General features: G+C 39.4%; 22 protein-coding genes and 2 pseudogenes. 22 read left to right on the plus strand and 2 right to left on the minus strand.

Translation table 11 applies throughout. The annotated features are described in order from the left end of the window. Positions 1-9 precede the first annotated feature (9 nt). From AYJ08_RS05955 to AYJ08_RS05985, 7 genes are all read left to right on the plus strand, one after another. Complete coding sequence (locus AYJ08_RS05955; RefSeq protein WP_064016961.1) at positions 10-1080, plus strand: DnaD domain protein; 1071 nt, start codon at positions 10-12, stop codon at positions 1078-1080. Next, the gene (locus tag AYJ08_RS05960; protein ID WP_064016962.1) at positions 1077-1802 is read left to right on the plus strand and encodes a Rha family transcriptional regulator; all 726 of its coding nucleotides are present in this window, start codon (positions 1077-1079) and stop codon (positions 1800-1802) included. Before AYJ08_RS05955 ends, AYJ08_RS05960 begins: the two co-directional genes overlap by 4 nt. Positions 1803-1804: 2 nt before the next feature. Next, positions 1805-2014, plus strand: coding sequence for a hypothetical protein (locus tag AYJ08_RS05965; protein ID WP_064016963.1), 210 nt, complete (start codon positions 1805-1807; stop codon positions 2012-2014). Further along, the gene (locus tag AYJ08_RS05970) at positions 1983-2435 is read left to right on the plus strand and encodes a YopX family protein (RefSeq protein ID WP_197490601.1); all 453 of its coding nucleotides are present in this window, start codon (positions 1983-1985) and stop codon (positions 2433-2435) included. Before AYJ08_RS05965 ends, AYJ08_RS05970 begins: the two co-directional genes overlap by 32 nt. Positions 2436-2586: 151 nt before the next feature. Continuing rightward, positions 2587-3111, plus strand: coding sequence for a Holliday junction resolvase RecU (locus AYJ08_RS05975; protein WP_231929017.1), 525 nt, complete (start codon positions 2587-2589; stop codon positions 3109-3111). Positions 3112-3255: 144 nt separating this feature from the next. Beyond that, positions 3256-3888: a dUTP diphosphatase gene (locus tag AYJ08_RS05980; RefSeq protein ID WP_082890878.1), complete on the plus strand. Its 633-nt coding sequence runs from the start codon at positions 3256-3258 to the stop codon at positions 3886-3888. Between the two features lie 79 nt (positions 3889-3967). Beyond that, entirely contained in the window at positions 3968-5332 is a 1365-nt protein-coding gene (locus AYJ08_RS05985) for a DNA cytosine methyltransferase (RefSeq protein ID WP_064016965.1), read from the plus strand. A gap of 221 nt (positions 5333-5553) precedes the next feature. On the opposite strand, the gene AYJ08_RS23395 is transcribed toward AYJ08_RS05985, so the two are convergent. Next, the gene (locus AYJ08_RS23395; protein ID WP_157452807.1) at positions 5554-5706 is read right to left on the minus strand and encodes a hypothetical protein; all 153 of its coding nucleotides are present in this window, start codon (positions 5704-5706) and stop codon (positions 5554-5556) included. A 307-nt stretch (positions 5707-6013) separates the two neighbouring features. Here AYJ08_RS23395 and AYJ08_RS05990 point away from each other — a divergent pair, with 307 nt between their 5' ends. Both AYJ08_RS05990 and AYJ08_RS05995 read left to right on the plus strand, forming a co-directional pair. Next, positions 6014-6202 (plus strand): hypothetical protein, encoded by a 189-nt coding sequence (locus AYJ08_RS05990; protein ID WP_064016966.1) that lies wholly within the window; start codon positions 6014-6016, stop codon positions 6200-6202. Positions 6203-6256: 54 nt separating this feature from the next. Next, positions 6257-6652, plus strand: a complete 396-nt coding sequence (locus tag AYJ08_RS05995; RefSeq protein ID WP_064016967.1) for a BC1872 family protein — start codon at positions 6257-6259, stop codon at positions 6650-6652. A 16-nt stretch (positions 6653-6668) separates the two neighbouring features. Here AYJ08_RS05995 and AYJ08_RS06000 read toward each other — a convergent pair whose 3' ends face one another. Continuing rightward, positions 6669-7067: a hypothetical protein gene (locus tag AYJ08_RS06000; RefSeq protein WP_064016968.1), complete on the minus strand. Its 399-nt coding sequence runs from the start codon at positions 7065-7067 to the stop codon at positions 6669-6671. 130 nt (positions 7068-7197) lie between these two features. Here AYJ08_RS06000 and AYJ08_RS06005 point away from each other — a divergent pair, with 130 nt between their 5' ends. The 13 genes and pseudogenes from AYJ08_RS06005 (at position 7198) to AYJ08_RS06065 (ending at position 17145) form a co-directional block, all read left to right on the plus strand. Further along, complete coding sequence (locus tag AYJ08_RS06005; RefSeq protein ID WP_064016969.1) at positions 7198-7479, plus strand: hypothetical protein; 282 nt, start codon at positions 7198-7200, stop codon at positions 7477-7479. A gap of 33 nt (positions 7480-7512) precedes the next feature. Continuing rightward, positions 7513-8169 (plus strand): hypothetical protein, encoded by a 657-nt coding sequence (locus tag AYJ08_RS06010; protein ID WP_064016970.1) that lies wholly within the window; start codon positions 7513-7515, stop codon positions 8167-8169. A 333-nt stretch (positions 8170-8502) separates the two neighbouring features. Further along, positions 8503-9009, plus strand: a complete 507-nt coding sequence (locus AYJ08_RS06015; protein WP_082890879.1) for a sigma factor-like helix-turn-helix DNA-binding protein — start codon at positions 8503-8505, stop codon at positions 9007-9009. A gap of 514 nt (positions 9010-9523) precedes the next feature. Beyond that, positions 9524-9832 carry a hypothetical protein gene (locus AYJ08_RS06020; RefSeq protein ID WP_031411270.1) on the plus strand — a complete coding sequence of 103 codons (309 nt, stop codon included), beginning with the start codon at positions 9524-9526 and terminating at the stop codon, positions 9830-9832. 285 nt (positions 9833-10117) lie between these two features. Continuing rightward, positions 10118-10510 (plus strand): hypothetical protein, encoded by a 393-nt coding sequence (locus AYJ08_RS06025; protein ID WP_064016971.1) that lies wholly within the window; start codon positions 10118-10120, stop codon positions 10508-10510. Positions 10511-10633: 123 nt separating this feature from the next. After that, entirely contained in the window at positions 10634-10876 is a 243-nt protein-coding gene (locus AYJ08_RS06030; RefSeq protein WP_031411268.1) for a hypothetical protein, read from the plus strand. A 74-nt stretch (positions 10877-10950) separates the two neighbouring features. Continuing rightward, positions 10951-11310: an Acb2/Tad1 domain-containing protein gene (locus AYJ08_RS24360; protein WP_231929018.1), complete on the plus strand. Its 360-nt coding sequence runs from the start codon at positions 10951-10953 to the stop codon at positions 11308-11310. A 119-nt stretch (positions 11311-11429) separates the two neighbouring features. Continuing rightward, entirely contained in the window at positions 11430-11834 is a 405-nt protein-coding gene (locus AYJ08_RS06040; protein WP_064016972.1) for a hypothetical protein, read from the plus strand. A gap of 92 nt (positions 11835-11926) precedes the next feature. Continuing rightward, positions 11927-12661, plus strand: a complete 735-nt coding sequence (terS, locus tag AYJ08_RS06045; protein ID WP_064016973.1) for a phage terminase small subunit — start codon at positions 11927-11929, stop codon at positions 12659-12661. Beyond that, a pseudogene (locus AYJ08_RS23400) lies at positions 12661-13910 on the plus strand (PBSX family phage terminase large subunit); the annotation flags it as partial. The gene terS and the pseudogene AYJ08_RS23400, both read left to right, overlap by 1 nt. Before the next feature lie 174 nt (positions 13911-14084). Then, positions 14085-15395: pseudogene (locus AYJ08_RS06055) on the plus strand (phage portal protein); the annotation flags it as partial. Next, positions 15392-16435, plus strand: a complete 1044-nt coding sequence (locus AYJ08_RS06060; protein WP_064016974.1) for a minor capsid protein — start codon at positions 15392-15394, stop codon at positions 16433-16435. The pseudogene AYJ08_RS06055 and the gene AYJ08_RS06060, both read left to right, overlap by 4 nt. 83 nt (positions 16436-16518) lie before the next feature. After that, positions 16519-17145, plus strand: coding sequence for a phage scaffolding protein (locus AYJ08_RS06065; protein WP_064016975.1), 627 nt, complete (start codon positions 16519-16521; stop codon positions 17143-17145). The last annotated feature ends 111 nt before the right edge of the window (positions 17146-17256 follow it).

The raw sequence follows: 17256 nt of genomic DNA on the forward strand, positions 1-17256 counted from the left end.
GGTGAGGACATGATCAAATGGCTGAGACTTTATCCAGAAATATTAGTTGACCCGAAATTACGAAGATTAAACGCAACACAGAAATGGTTATGGATTGCAGCTATGTGTGAGGCATCTAATTCAACAGATCGAGGCAGATTATTCATCGCTGATGGCATTGAATACACCGATCAAGATTTAGCCCATGTTGCTGGCCTAACAGCATCAGAATTAGATCAAGCAAATGGTTTTATTGAAATGTGTGTCACGCTCAAAATGATGGAGCGTCACGCCGATGGTAGCGTGACATTGATCAACTTCATGAATCGACAATACGAAAAATCATCTGATAAACCGGAGAACACACGAGAGAGAAAAAGGAAGCAACGGGCTAAAGAAGCAGAAGAGAAGAAAAAGCAGAAAAAATCAGAAGAGAAAAAAGCTAATGATGACGCTGGTTCTACTGATTCTAAGCGTGACGGTCACAAGGCAAAAGAAGGTAAGTCACAAGATGTCACGCCAAGTCACGCTATATATACAGATACAGATTCAGATACAGAACCAGATACAGATAATACTACACCCCCTATATCCCCCTTAGGGGAAGTGGTGGAGGTAGGCGGTAGAGATTTGTATGTTTTAAACAGTGTCCTTGACCAATACAAAAAATATTTCGTTTTCGAGCCAACTTTCATCATGACGGAACTCTTACATAGTTACCTCGATGACGGAATAGAAATGTCAGCTATTGCTTGGGCTATGAGGGAAGCAGCAGAGAAAGGCAAGGATTGGAACTATTGCAGAGGCATTATTAATAAATTCCCATCAAGAGGTATTAAGACAGCCGAACAGGCTGAACAGAATAAGGAAGATCATGAACGTTCCAAAGCAGAGAAGGCTAACCATTTGCATGTTGTACAAGGCAAAAAAGGATATGGCAATAGACCAGTTCTTCAAGATAAATACCCAGCTGCTGTTCAACGCCAGATAGATCGGGAGCAACAAGAACAGCCAGCACTTCTCCAGCAAAAACAAACCATCATGGATGATCCTGAGCTAAAGGAATTATATGAGTCCCTGAGAGGAGAGAAACGCGCATGAATCAATTAGTATTTATTAAAAACAACCAGGTAGTTACTGATAGTCTGACAATCGCTGAGGTATTCGAGAAGCGTCATGCTGATGTACTTAGAGATATTGACGTTCAGATTGAGAAATTAGACCAAGCAGGAGAAAGTGAGTGGGGTCTACGCAACTTTGCACACACCCAGTATCAGCACCCACAAAACAAACAATGGTATCCCAAATATGACCTTACTGAGGATGCTTTTGCTCTAGTAGCCATGAGTTATGTAACACCAGAAGCAATGAAAATGAAAGTGAAGTTCCTGGAGCAGTTCAAGCAGATGAAGGAGCAAATAAATAACCCTTTAGCTGGTATGAGTAAAGAGCTTCAATCCATTGTGATGATTGATAAACGGACGGTAGAAATCGAAAATAGATTGTTCAATCTTGAGCAAACAAAGACAGTAGATTACAGCCAGCAGCAAGTTTTAAATTCGCTTTGCAAGCGCAGAGTGATGGAGATTATCGGTGGTAAACAAAGTCCAGCATATAAACAAATCGTGTTCAAAGTGTTTAAAGCAGCATGGAATGAGTACCAGGAATATTTTGCAGTTAACTCTTACCGGAACACTGCAACTAAAGATTTCGAAAAAGCAAAAGAGTTTTTACAAAGATGGACACCACGTGGCAAATTGCTTCGGGAAATTGAAGAGGCGAATGGTCAGATGAACATGTTCGCTGGATTCAAAGGAGCGTAGAAATGAACAACGAGAAAGCAGTATTAGCTATACAAATTACTTACTTTAAAAATTATATCCATGAGTTAGAAGAAGATATCAAAAATGTGCAGTATGACTACTCCAGAAGAATCCTAGAGGGCAGTCTTACAGATTATCAGAAGGGCTTGGCAGAGGTTCAAGCTAGATGGGAGGCACTAGATGCGAGAGGCAAAGTATCAGGCTTGGTTTGATGGTGAAATGATCTCAGATTGGTACCCAAGAACGCAATTTAGAATCTGCACAGGTTGGGATAACAAGATCGGGCTAGAGACGTTTTCCACCATGGAAGAAGGCATTTTTAATGGGGAGCCAGTGACCCTTCCTGTTTGGAAAAGTACAAATGGAGCAAAGTTACGCCAATACACCGGACTCTATGACAAGAACGGTAAAGAGATTTATGAAGGTGATATTGTTCTTAGTCGAAGTGAACCAGCAACAGGAACGGTGGAATTTTCATATGGAAGTATTATTGTTGATTGGCATGGACCCGATATTGACGATCTGAGAGATTATCACGAATTCCTTGAAGTAATCGGTAATATCTACGAAAATCCAGAGCTACTGGAGAAGGCAAAAAAAGCCCTCTACCTTTTTAGGGGCATGGGATTTTAAGCATTAGACTTCAAATGGAGGTTCCATGAAAACCATCTTAATAAATGATATTCAAATTATGAAAGACTTGGGGACGTTTACAGAAAAATTGCTGGATAATCGCAAGTGAAGCATTGAAAGAATCTTGAGCAAACGGAGGGAGAGCATGAGAATGAACACGAGCTATGCAAATAGAGGAATGGTATTTGAGCAAATGCTAGAGCTAGCAAATAAGCAATACGAACGAAAAGATATTGCAGTAATTAAAAAACTCCACACTCCTGTAAAGGTGTTGAGAACAGAAGGGACTAACATCAAGAAAGCTGTTTATGGTTCAAAATCTACAGTCGATTATTACGGAGTATACAAAGGCAGGGCCATCTATTTCGAGGCAAAGTCTACTAAGAGTCATACAAGCTTTTCACTAGCAAACATCGGTGATCACCAGTTAGAACATTTGGCAAAGACGGAATTAAATGGCGCCCTGTGCTTCTTTCTAATCGAGTTTGCAAGTAAGAGGGAGGTTTACTTTGTCCCTTACTCATTCATTCAAATGTACGTGCTTAACGCCCGTCTAGGAGGTCGGAAAAGCATACCTTATGATGAGTTCGAAGTTTACGCTTACTTGGTTCAGAAATCTCAAAGGGCCTCACTGGATTACCTGGTATACGTAGATCGGATGATGGGAGTTGCTTGAAAGGGCACGTTAGCTAGAACTACTCAATAAATCAAGAGGAGTGAGCCTTAATGGATATACAGGACAATCAAATAGTTAAAGAAATATTAAACAAAGAGCAAATAGATTGGCAGAAACAAGTCATTCGTAAGGAGATGGACACTGATGGAAATTAGCCTAGAGACGCTCTTTGAAAAACAAAAGCAGCTAGATGATTACATCATCAAGAAGAAAGGTTTAGATACATTGCCAAAGCAAGAGTTGCTAAATAATACAGTGCTTGCTTTACAAGTAGAGATTTGCGAACTAGCGAATGAATGGCGTGGGTTTAAGCATTGGTCAGAGAATCGGGAACCACGTTACGAGAGAAAATGCCATGCATGCAAAGGTGAAGGAAAGTTCGTACAGGTAGATATATGCGGATATTGTGACGGAACCGGTGTAGAGGCTAGGCCACTTCTTGAGGAATACGTTGACTGCTTACACTTTTTCCTTAGCATAGCAAGACAACTTGGATTATCAACAGATGACTTATATGCATGGGAAGACCAGTTGGAAGGAGAAACAACAATACTTTTAACTGAACTGCTGATGAATGTTGGTCAAATCATCGGAGATCAGATATTCGCGAATAAACCAAAAGATGTTTTTCAACACAGACGCGAACATTTTAGAGCATCACTTTTCATCTTCTATAACCTTGGAGAACAAAGACTTGGTATCTCTTATGAAGATATGGTACAAGCCTATCTCGATAAATGGCAAATCAATATACAACGTCAGGAGAGTGGATATTGATGGGCTACGGCTTTACATGGATAGAGATTGACGAGGCTCAGGCGTTGCGAGAGTGGGCGGAGAAAGCGAGTGGGGATTGATGGGGGCTGCTCTCAGGGAAATCGTAGTTGATAACTTTGCTGGCGGTGGTGGTGCATCAACAGGAATTGAGCTGGCTACTGGACGGAGCGTTGATATTGCCATCAATCATGACGAAGATGCAATTGCCATGTATCAGGTGAACCATCCGGATACGGAACATTATTGTGAATCAGTTTGGGATGTAAACCCTGTAGAAGCAGTGAAGGGGCGACCTGTAGCACTTTGCTGGTTGAGTCCAGATTGCAAGCATTTTAGTAAGGCCAAGGGTGGAAAGCCCAAAGAAAAGAGTATTAGAGGGCTGGCTTGGGTTGCACTACGTTGGGCAGCCACAGTCAAACCACGGGTAATCATTCTGGAGAACGTGGAAGAGTTTAAGACATGGGGGCCATTGCTTAAAGATGGGAAACCAGACCTAAAGAAAAAAGGACACACGTTTAACTCATTCGTGAATGCGTTGAAACGGCAAGGGTACCAGGTTGATTGGCGAGAGCTTAGAGCTTGCGACTATGGCGCTCCTACTATTCGAAAAAGATTTTTTATGATAGCCCGTTGTGATGGGCGTCCAATTGTATGGCCTAAACCAACGCATGGTGATCCGAGAAGCCTAGAAGTTCAGGCAGGTAGGCTGGAACCATGGCGGCCAGTTGCTGAGGTAATTGATTGGGCCATACAACCCCCATCAATCTTTGAAAGAAAAAGGCCACTGAAAGAAAATACAATGCGTCGGATTGGGCGGGGGATTGGAAAGTTTGTAGTAGAACCCGAAATGCCTTTTCTCGCTCCTATTCCAGCCAAAAATAAAGATCATAAGATTCGAGTAGCAGCCTTTCTTGCTCAGTATCACACAGAAACCACAGCAAATGAAGCTAGAGGACAAGCTTTAGATAAACCAATTATGACACTTGATACCTCGAACCGATATGCGCTAGTGACTGTGTACTTTGCAGAACAGCAGATCGAGCAATCTAACCACGTAAAAGCTTTTCTGATGAAATACTACGGTTCGGACACAGGACAATCTTGCACAAAGCCGTTACACACAATCACAACGGTAGATAGATTTGGTTTAGTTACAGTTCATTATCAAAACAATCGAATTACTGATATCGGGATGCGAATGTTAGAACCGCACGAACTCTTTGCCGCACAAGGGTTTCAGCCAGAATACATTATTGATCGAGATATTCACGGGAAGTCTCAAACAAAGAAATCAAAAGTAGCAAGGTGTGGAAACTCAGTTCCACCACCGTTTGCAAAACACCTGGTCAAAGCAAATTTACCAGAGCTGTGCGCTGGATCGGGTAGAGAGCTAAAATTCGAGCGATATAAACAAGCTGCAGGTCAGATGAGCTTTTCAATGTAAGGGTGAGCCAGCTTCACCAAACACTAAATGCACGACATGATACTGCCGCACAGGTAGATCAGGAAACGCAAACCGAACGTTATCGCTGTTTGGGATAGGTTCAACTTCAAAAGGGATGCTGTGTAGTCGAAACTTTCGAATTAGCCTAGCAGATCGGCTACACGGCACGATATGATCATTTAAAAATTGCTGATTCCGCGACGACTTAGTCACCTGACGCGTTACTCATAAATGCTATCGGCATTTTCAGCGCGGATCATCTCGGACTTGACCGTTTTTGTATGTGTTCCTTCTTTTTCAGCATTGGCTAATCCCTTAGTTTTTAAAGTTTTCTCTTGGTTCTTTAAGTCACCTTTGTTTGTTGTTTCATCCATGCAAATCCCTCCTCATTAAGAATAAGGTTAGTGTTATCCAAAAGGGGTCACAGTATGTTTTATCTTTACAAAGCAAAGAGTGTAGGGAGGAAAGGAGGATTTACCGTGACAAGAACAAGATTTGAAAGCGAGTCGAGTTTAGTCTACAGATGTTCCGAATGCAAAGCATTGATTTCGGCTTTCACAACTAAATGTCCATATCACAGCGAGGATAAAAAGAAAGCGAAGGAAAGCAGCTTATCACAATAGTTAGGGAGAAAACACAATGACCAGTAGATCATTTGGGACAAAAATAGGAGGGCAACAAATGGAACGGATTTATTGCACATATGCAGATACTGAAGTGGCAAGCCTTTACACACATGTTCAATGCCCGTATTGCAATCATGAACAAAACAAACTTGACATGGACGAATGCGGAAAAATCTATGTCATTGAGTGTGAAGAGTGTGAAGAGTGTGAAGAGCAATATGAAGTGTACTTTGATGCAAGTTAACACATAAATCAGGTTGAGGAACTCGCTTAACAAAATAGTTAGGGAGGAATCACAATGACCGAACAACAGATCATTGTAACACTGGCAACTAAGGTTATGGGGTGGGAGCAAAAGAATTTACCGAACAACGATGTTGGATTACCGTATTACGCAGAATATTGGATCAATGGAGAAGGTTTGAAGATAAAGCCAGTAAACTTCTGGAATCCTCTGCACAGCCTGGCAGATGCCTTTGAAGTGGTAGATAAGCTACTAAGCCATTTTTATATATTTGAGCTTTTGGGTTGTGAGGTTGGATGGGTTGCAATATTTAAGCTTATAGACGGGAATCTTAATTATCCAAAAATGTTTGAAGGTACAGGAAAAACTAGGGAAAAAGCTATTTGCAAAGCTGCTATGGAAGTGGTTGCTGAACACAATGGAAAAAACACTTCTCATCGAGAAGTGTAAGAAGTGAAGTTGATTCTTACTCTTTTACATCAATTTCCCAATCTTCTGAACCTATAATATATCCTTTCTCTACAGAAAATCGAAGGGTATATTTTCCTGGTTCTTGGAAGAAAACTGTCCCTTCATATCCATCCTCATAAGGTTGCATTACAAAGTTCACATTTTGGTTATTGTCAATGTAAGTTACTTTTACAAGTGCATTCCGTAACGGCCTATCATTGTAAAACAAATTGCTCGCTACATTAATTGGAGTTTTGGCTACAATTCCATTGGCAGAACCGGCTTGTAAGTTCCATCCAAATTCATTTCTTTGGGCTGGTGATGGGCCAAGTAAAAAACTTGCAGGAATTAAAAGTGCAAATAAGAGAGGCAGAACAACTATTAAGTTTCCAGATTTAAAAAGTTTTTTGTTCAAAATGAATTACCTCCGATTCAAGTCCTGATAATGCTTCCACTAATATGGACGAAGGTAATGGTAATTAGTTACAGTTTCATTCAAAATTTTTAACAAATCACACGCTGTGATAAGTAGGAGGTTAGCGAGAATGGTCAACCTAATCAAAATCGAGAAACTAGAGGAAATGACGAAATATGAAGATCCAAGAACCTCTGAAATTCATCATGGGTGTAAAAAATGGACAAGAGGCGTACCTATCATTTTGGTTCATGAAGATGGAAGGGTAATTGTCACAGATCATTGGATTTATCTTAGCCACTACGATGAACTGGTTTACAACAAGAAAAAGAATTCATGGTGCCAAGGGTCGAAGTGTTACGACATAGGAAAATCACACATCAAAGAAATTTATATTGTTCAAGCGATTTAACAAACCATTACTTGTGATAAGGGAGGATGCGGAATGAAGAGCCGACAACGTAAAAAGATTTTAAAAATAGTTGCTCGTCAGATTAACAGTGGTGATTTTACTAAGTTAAAACCAGTCCACTTCCGATGCGTTGATAAAACGATTGACGACTATATCTATAAGAAATACATTACAGAGTTTCGACCGTGGTGGTACGACCAAATCGACAACTGGAGCAATATGAAACTTGGGGAAGAGCATGGGAAGCACTACGATAAAACTATCGCAGAGCTACAAAATTGGACAGGCATTAACATGGAACAATACCGTCAGTATTTTGAACTCAATCACGAAAGTATCCCAAAGCGTAAACGTGGAAAACGCAGGATCAGAAAATCAAAGGAACAACCGATCAGGAAGCTGAAAAATCCTAAGGAGTACAAAATAAGGGTTATTCGAGACGGTAAACCAGAATGGGAAAGTATTATTGCTGAACAAGCCTTTCAATACCGTGGATATGAGTTCTTTATTGCTCATTATCGTGGTTGGTGGGTTGTATCGGATGTTGCAGCAGGAATTCAAATTGCTTGCCATGACCGGTATAAAAAGTCGATTCAAATTGCCAAGGAACGGATAGAGAAGAATTTTGAGAAGTATGTATCTCAGGTTACGCAGTTGAGAAAGGAAGAAGCCAATGAGCAGAGAGACTGAAGTAGTTAAGAGGGTACATAAAGTACCCCCAGGTTAATTAATACAATATTGAACTTTACCATGGTTCATGACAAAAACGGTTCCCCATGCAACCTTGTGGTTCAGCAGCAAAAGCAGCACTAGAAATAGAAACAACGGATAAAGCTAGCATAGCTACTACTAGAAACTTTTTCATAGTATCACCTCCAAACACAAGAGATTATAGAATGTTCTGAAAATAGTATAACATATTTGTAATTATTTAGGAACTAAAATAAAAAAAGCCCCTTCATCAGGAGCAACATGCGTTCGTAAAACTATTATACCATGAGCGCTGATGAGGGGGAATGGAAGATGAACACAATGCAAGAACTTTTAAAAGAGTACAAAGAGACAAGAAAAAAATTGAAAAAAGCATACGCTGATCTAAGAGCAACAGAGACAGTTCTTGATGATTCAGAAAAACGCTACCTCTCTGAAATGATTAGCGATGTAGAGTATGTAATTGAATGGCTGGAGACGGGACGTAGACCAGAAAGTAAACGCGGGATTGAGAGAAGAGCAGCCTATGAAAGAGAAAAGCCGGTGGATCCATTAAGAATGCAGGCATTTGTTTATAGAGGCACGGCAGGTAGTCCTTGCAACCTTACAGAGTGGGAAAAAGAACAGTTAGAGGATGCGTTGTGTTGCCTATCAGCTAGAGAAAGAGAGTGCTATATACTTACCCACGGTGAAGGATTTTCATTTGAGGAAACGGCTAGATTTTTGTGTATTTCGAAGAGTAGTGTACAAACACTGGTAACACGGGCACAAAATAAAATTGCAAATCGTGTAGTTTCAAGCCTATTCCTTGTCGGATAGGCTCTTTTTTGTCATACGAAAGCCCACTATAAGTAGAAGGGTAAAACGGCTACCTTATAAATCGGGTGGATATTTCTATTCATGCTTGACAAATATTTTAGCCTTTTGTACTTTAACTGGGACGAAAGGTTGTGGAAGATTTGGATTTTAGTGTAAATATGTGGCCTGTGTTCGGGATGCTTGTTAAAGTGATATTATGCTTGGCTATACCAGGTTTTATAGCAGCAATACTAACCTCACGGTTTCCTGCTAACATTGGCAGGATCGCTATAAGAATGAGCATATTGCTCGGTCTGTACGTTTGTTTTAAGTATGTCATATAAGAAAGAAGTCACTCTTGATGAGTAGCTTTTTTGTCATGCAAAAGCTACCTATATATAGAAGGGTAAATATGAGCGAAAACAAGTTGCTTTAAAAGAGAATATATTTTTTGTGGAAATATGAAACATTAAAAAAGTAAGGCAAAACCCCATGTATAATAGAGGATATAATATGTACGAAAGGGGTTGCTGCTATGGAGAAAGTAAGGATAGTTGGTGACATCAACAGTGGTAATTATTCTGCTTATAAAAATGATGATACTGAACCATTTGTTAGTATAGTAGGCTGGAAAAAGTTTGGGTTATCAGCAATAAGAAAAATGGTCGGTAATTATTTGGTAACTCAGTGTGGTTATTCAACAACAACCAATATACCACAGCATAATATCAAGCCAGGTAGACCAGATAGTGATAATCGTTTGCACAAGATATGTACTGTTCAAGATTATATTGATGGAATTGACCCAGATGAAAAATACAGAAAATCTTCAACTGTCCGTTAAACTGATAAATAACAAAAAGGCTACTCGATAAATCGGGTGGCTTTTTTGTATAGCGAGGGGTAGGGAGTATCAAATAATAAGCATATGCAAATGTGTTAGCTGAAAATATTGCATTCCCTTATTTCTAGCTCTCTCGACAGTTTAAGCAAGAAATAGCAGAGTTTCATTCGCGGGAAAAAATTTAATATTTTTAATTATATTTATACTCTTTTAACTTTACTAAATTTTATTTACCATTATAATCAATAATTACCATGGTAAAATTTATAAATGGAGGTTAAAATTATGAAAAAGATTTTTGCACTATTCTTTACTGTCGCAATGTTGTTTGGTGCTGTTTTACCTACTTTGACGCCTAATACGGCACAAGCAACTGGTCTCACTCTTTATATGTATCTATTGGAAAGATATGAAGATGCAAAAGAAGAAGGCGAGGAAACTGACAATCATGAAGTTGTAGATGATAAAAGAGTTTTGCCGACTAAAGGAGATAGTTTTTCTTCAAAAGATTTAGTTAAAAAAGGTGAGTTAGTGCAACGTAGATACTATGATCACACCGGTAAAGCCGATATGGATATTGACTATACTAATCATGGAAACCCAAAAGAGCATCCAAAAGTACCTCATAGACATGATTGGAATTGGAAGAATACTCCTCCAAGAGGAGATGGGTACTAGAAGTACCAGAACCACTAAATGGTGGTTCTTTTCTTTAATTTAGTGTATAAAGGGTAATAGGCATTCACTTTATTGAGTTGATTTTAGATTGATTTATATCCCTATTTTGTGAGGAGATATGTAATGGACTATACATACAAGCAATTTAAATCGGATTTACTAGACGGGAGAGAAGTGGAGTTTAAATATAAGGGAGACGATTATTCAATTACGAATACAAAAAACGGTTTTTGTTTTTGCAAATTTTACGAGGACAGTGTGTGTTTTACCACCCCTCAAGAACTTATTGATAAAGTTAGAATTGATGGGAAATCTTTTGAAGAAATTTTTAATTTAAATGAGTTTGAATTGGAAGTATTGTATTAAGAATCTAATTAGGCACATAAGCACCCACTGCGGTGCTTTTTCTTTTGTAAAACAAACTCAGTGGAGGGATTATCTTGAATCACCAAATCGAAAATACCTTTATGTATCATTCTCCAAAAGAAGGGCAGCCAGAGAAATATACAGCGTTACGCGAGAAAGCAAAACAGTTGGCATATTTAATTGAAGAACTATGTCCTAATAGTCGTGAGAAATCACTAGCCATGACTAATTTAGAGCAGTCTATCATGTGGGCAAATGCTTCTATAGCACGAAATGAAGTTTGTACAAGCAAAAGGAATACCGTAACAGTATCACCGACTTTCAATGTAACGACTGCTCAATGTGCAGATGCGGTTTCTACCAAAGTGATAGAACAGATAAATGATGAAATTACCAAGTCTCTTGAAGTGAGTGGCAGAAAGTATGGACTGTAATTCCGTAATTATATTAAAAAATTGCTGTTAAATTATGGCGAAATAAAAACGTATTGTTAAACATATTTTTCCATATTACCATAATAATGTATTTAATGAGCTGAAAGGGGAAAATATTTATGAAAAAAGTTCTCACAACTCTCTGTTCTACTGCTTTAATGTGTTCCGTAGTTGTTTCGCCTGTTTTGGCAACTAACACAATTGAAACTAAGAATGCGGAGACCGCTGGACTTCAAGTAATGGCGGATGATAAAGTATGGGTTGATAGTGGAGCTATTACTTCTGGAAAAGTAGAATTAGCAACAGTTACAACTACAGGTGGTTTAAGTTTTAGTGGTGAAGTGAAAGGAGGAACACTATATTTATACGTAGGTGATCAAAAAATAGCTGAAATGGTGCATGGAGATTATCACGGAAGTAATAGTATTAAAATGCCAAATATCAAAAGAGGAACTTACAAGATAATCGCAAAGCATCATTATGATTCCCCTAGAATTAGAGGGTATATATATTTTAATAAATAATTCAATAAAGGGATTTTGTCTTTGTCATCAGACTTAGCAAAATCCCTTTTCCTTTTGCAAAACAAACTCAATAGGTGGTGGTGATAATGTAAATGGCTAGAGCAAGAAGTCCAAATAGAGAAAAAGCCGAAACAATGTATCTCGAAAGTGGCGGAAACATGCTTTTGAAAGACATTGCGGAACAACTTGGGATAAGTGATTCACAAATACGTAAGTGGAAAAATCAAGACCAATGGGAATCAAAGCTCAATAGTAACGTTACCAATGCTAATAGTAACGTTACTAATCGAGTTAGCGCACCAAAAGGGAATAAAAACGCCGTAGGCAATCGTGGAGGATCAGCTCCAAAAGGAAATAGCAACGCTGTAACCCATGGCTTCTTCCGCAAATATTTCCCAGAAGAAACAGCAGATATCATGCTGGAGATAGAAACCAAGTCTCCTATCGACATGCTTTGGGAAAACATCGTTATCCAGTACACAGCGATAGTAAGAGCGCAACGTATTATGTTTGTGCGTGATCAGGATGATGAGACAAGGGTATTAAAAAAAGAAAAGCCTGGTATGTTCGGAACAGAAGAAGAGTGGGAATACCAACATGCTTGGGATAAACAAGCTACATTCCTAAATGCCCAATCAAGGGCTATGGCAACTCTACAAGGCTTGATTAAACGTTATGAAGAGATGCTTAACAGTTCACTAGCAACCGAAGAACAGCATTTGCGTGTTCAAAAACTGAAAGGTGAAATAGCTGTCCTGGAACAAAAGACTTCCAAAGATGATGATAAATCTATTGAAATCCTCATCAAGCGAAAGGGTGAGGGATAATGGTTGAAAAAGAGGTTAATCCGCACTTTGAGGAATTTTTGTTCAACTGGGATCACAAGTTTTATTTTCTTGTAGGTGGGTATGGTTCATCTAAGAGCTATCATGTGGCCTTAAAGCTAATTCTGAAGCTTTTAGAAGAAAAACGAACTGCACTAGTTATCCGTGAGGTCTACGATACTATTAGAGACTCTTGTTTCACATTATTTGAGGATATCGTTATAGAGCTAGGACTTGATGAAAAGATAAGGTTTGTAACATCCCCTATGCAGATTCGTTTTCCTAACGGCAGCAAGATCATATTCAAAGGAATGGACAAGCCTGCTAAATTGAAATCCATTCATAATGTCTCAATCATCTGGATTGAAGAGTGTTCAGAAGTTAAATATGACGGGTTTAAAGAGTTATTAGGGCGGCTTAGACATCCAACGTTGAAATTACACATGATCTTGTCAACGAATCCAGTAAGCACATCCAATTGGTGTTTCAAACACTTTTTCAAGAACACCAAAGCAAAACATTTTATCCTTGATGACAAAGATTTATACAAGGAAAGGGTATTGGTTGTAAAAGACACGTATTATCATCACTCAACTGCTGATGATAACTTATTTCTGCCAGCCAGTTATATTGAGCAGTTAGATGAGTTGAAAATACATGACCCTGATTTACACAGAATCGCTCGTAAAGGGGAGTTTGGTGTGAATGGTGTAGTTGTATTCCCTCAGTTTCAATCGCGTCCACACAGCGAAGTTATGCAGGCTATCGAGAGGATTAGAAGACCTATCTTGCGTGCAGGGATGGACTTTGGTTTTCAAACATCCTACAATGCGCTGCTACGGCTTGCGGTGGATCACGGGGAGAAGATTCTTTATATCTACTGGGAGTATTACAAAAATAAAATAACAGATGATAAGACGGCAGAGGAAATAGATGAGTTTAGACGTTCTGGTGAGCTTATTAAGGCTGATAGCGCCGAGCCGAAAACCATTAGTTTCTTCCGTCAAAAAGGATTCAACATGAGGGCAGCTAAAAGTTCCAAGGCTCCCGTGAACAGTACACAAAGAAGATCAAACGTTTTAAAAAGATCATTTGTTCTGATCAATGCCCAAACACCATAGAGGAATTGAAGGAACTGACATTTGCAGTCGATAAACAAGGGGAAATTCTCGAAGATGAGTTCACCATTGACCCTCATACGTTATCGGCTATTTGGTATGCGCTAGATGATTACGAGGTATCAGACTTAAAAGGTGGATCAGTTTCATTTACTAGAAAGGAGGGCCATATGATTTTTACCGAAACAGATCGAATTAACAAAATAATTGCTGATGGCGCTAAGTCAGGAATAACATTAGAAGAGTTTATCCAACGGGAAGTAGATGAGTGGGAAACGTCAGAAGTCCGTGAGCTTATGATCAAGGGTGATAAATACTATCGCGGTGACAGTGAGATTTTAAACAGGAAACGAGAAGTAATTGGCGATGGTGGTAAGGTAGAAGATAAGAATCTAGCTAACAATAAACTTGTACACAACTTCGCAAGGAAACTAGCAGATCAAAAGGTTGGCTATCTGCTTTCTAAACCAATGAGCGTACAAACAAATAACAACAGATACCAAACCTTGCTGGGGGAATACATTGGCAAGGCTTTTTTGCGCACTCTCAAAAACGTTGGCAAAGAATCTATCAACAAAGGGAAAGCGTGGCTCCAGGTCTACTATAACGAGGCAGGAAAGCTATCATTCAAGCGTATTCCCAGTGAAGAAGTCATTCCTATGTGGAGAGATAGCGAACACACTGAACTGGACGCTGTTATCCGAGTCTATGAGGTTGAAGCTTATGAGGGTAAAGAGAAGAAGCTTATCAAGAGAGTGGAATACTGGGACACTCAAGGTGTTAAACGGTATGTATACGATGGACAACTCATACCAGATGTAGAAATAGGTGACGAAGGTAGTCATTTTGTTGTCATGAGTGGAGCAGGTAAAGAGCTAGGTCTAAACTGGGAGCGAGTACCGTTCATCTGCTTCAAGTATAACGATGAGGAAATACCTTTAATCAAGTTTATTCAATCACTCATTGATGACTATGACTATCGTAAATCAGATAACGCTAACAACTTAGAGGATATGCCGAACAGCATTTATGTGTTGAGGAACTATGACGGTACCAACTTAGGGGAGTTTCGATACAACCTAGCTGCTTATCGTGCTGTTAAAGTAACGGATGATGGTGGAGTAGAAACCATTAGCTTGCCGATTGATACTGAGGCGTTTAGAACTCATATGGAGATGAATAGAAAAGACATCTATGAGTTCGGACGTGGTGTTGATACGCAGTCTAATAACTTCGGAAATGACCCTTCAGGAATCGCATTGAAATTCCTTTATGCTGACTTGGATATGGATGCCAACATGCTTGAGACAGAGTTCCAAGCATCTATGGAGCATCTACGTTGGTTCATTGATCAACACATTAGTAATACTGGTGGCGGTGACTTCTCTGACGAAACAGTAGAATTCATTTTTAACCGAGATATTCTGATCAACGAAACGGATGCGATAACGAACGCAAAGGATAGTGTGGGCATCTTATCTAACGAAACAATTGTCGCTAACCACCCATGGACAACTAATGCGCAAGAAGAGTTAGCTAGGAGAAAGCGAGAGCATGAAAACATGATGGCTGAATCAGATCCATATGCTGACTTTGCTCCTAAGGATGAAAACGAATGAAAAAGCGCAAACAGCCACCGCGTAGTTATTGGCAAAAGCGTAGTGAACAGATAGCGCAGTTGTCTTTTGATGAGGCTGATAAATATGCAGAGCAACTTAGAAATGAGTATGACCGAGCTATAGCAAGTATTAAGCGAGACATTGAGGTGTTCTATCAGCGCTTTGCTAACAACAATGAAATTAGTCTAGCACATGCCCGTAAACTACTTACAGGTAGCGAAATGAAAGAGTTCAAAATGACGCTAGAAGAGTTTACAGCTAAAGCTAAGGGTAACATAGATGGTCGTTGGACCAAGGAACTGAACAACGTCTACTACAAAACTCGTGTAAGCCGTTTAGAGACTCTTTTAGTCCAGATAAGGCAATCAGTCGAGGAACTAACCTCAAAGCAAGAGAAAGGCACTAAGGAGCTTCTGGAAGGGAATTATACAAACACCTATTACCGAACTTTATTTGAAATACAAAAAGGTACGGGTATAGGTGTTTCTTTTGCTCGAGTAGATAAAGAATCGTTAGAGAAGACTTTGCAAATCAACTGGAAGGATGGCAATTACAGCGAGCGCATCTGGAGCAATCGAGACAAATTGCTCTCCGAGATTCAAACGTTGCTTTCTCAATCGTTTATTCGCGGAGATAGTTCTGATAAGACAGCAAAAGCATTATCAGATCGGATGAATGTTTCCTATTCACATGCAGCAAGGATTGTAAGAACAGAGAGTAGTTACATCACTCATCAAGCTACTATGGATGGTTATCAGGCAAGTGGAGTGGTTAGAAAATATGAGATTTTAGCCTCTTTAGATGGTCGAACAAGTAGAATTTGCCGGAGTCTTGACGGTAAAGTGTTCAGACTAAGCGAACAAGAAGTTGGGGTTACATATCCCCCATTCCATCCGAACTGCCGAACAACTGTTGTTCCTTACTTTAATGATGAAATTAACGTAGGTGAACGCTTTAGTAGAGATCAAGAAGGTAAACAGTACTACGTACCAGGAGATATGGCTTATACACAATGGGAAGAGAAATATGTGAATAACTAGCCGTTTCGGTACTGTCGGCGTAAAAGAACAGGACATCACCGGACGCAACCGGGGTAAAAAGCGTAGATGAAAGGGTGGATATCATGGACTTGAAAGAACTGTTGAAAAGCATGGGTCTTAGCGAAGAGCAAATTACTAAGATCATGGGAGGCGTTGAAGAAAAGTACAAGGGATATGTACCAAAACACAGGTTTGATGAGGTCAACGAGGCTAAAAAGCAACTAGAGACAGATTTGAAAGACCGCGATAAGCAATTGACTGACTTAAAAAAGAGTGTTGGAGACAACGAGGACTTGAAAAAACAAATCGAGACACTACAAAACGATAACAAGACAAAAGATGAGCAATATCAAGCAAAGATCAAAGATATGCAAGTGTCTACAGCTATCAAGCTTGCTTTAGCAAATGAAGCCCATGACCCTGATCTTATTGCTGGTCTCCTAGACAAATCAAAAATCGAGATCAATGAAGACGGCACATTAAAAGGCGGTCTTGATGATCAAGTTAAGGCGTTGCGTGAGAGCAAGGCTTTTTTATTTGTCGAAAAACAACAAGATAAAGGATTTCAGTTTAAAGGAGCACAACCTGCTGAAGGGACAAGAAGCAATGGAGACAACAAAGGACAGACAGATGATTTCGGTAAGCGCCTAGCTGATTTCGCTAAGGGTAATGAGAGCTTAGATAAAGCACGAGCATCTTATTTTGAGTAATGGAGGTAATTAAAAAATGAGTAAATATGTTGAAACGAGCTATAGCAATAAAAAAGAAATCTTGAAGTTCCCCGATCATTACGTAGCTTTAGCTGTAACAGTAGATGATAC

Source organism: Brevibacillus sp. SKDU10 (genome assembly GCF_001645205.1).
In the GTDB taxonomy this organism is placed as follows: Bacteria; Bacillota; Bacilli; order Brevibacillales; family Brevibacillaceae; genus Brevibacillus_B; species Brevibacillus_B halotolerans.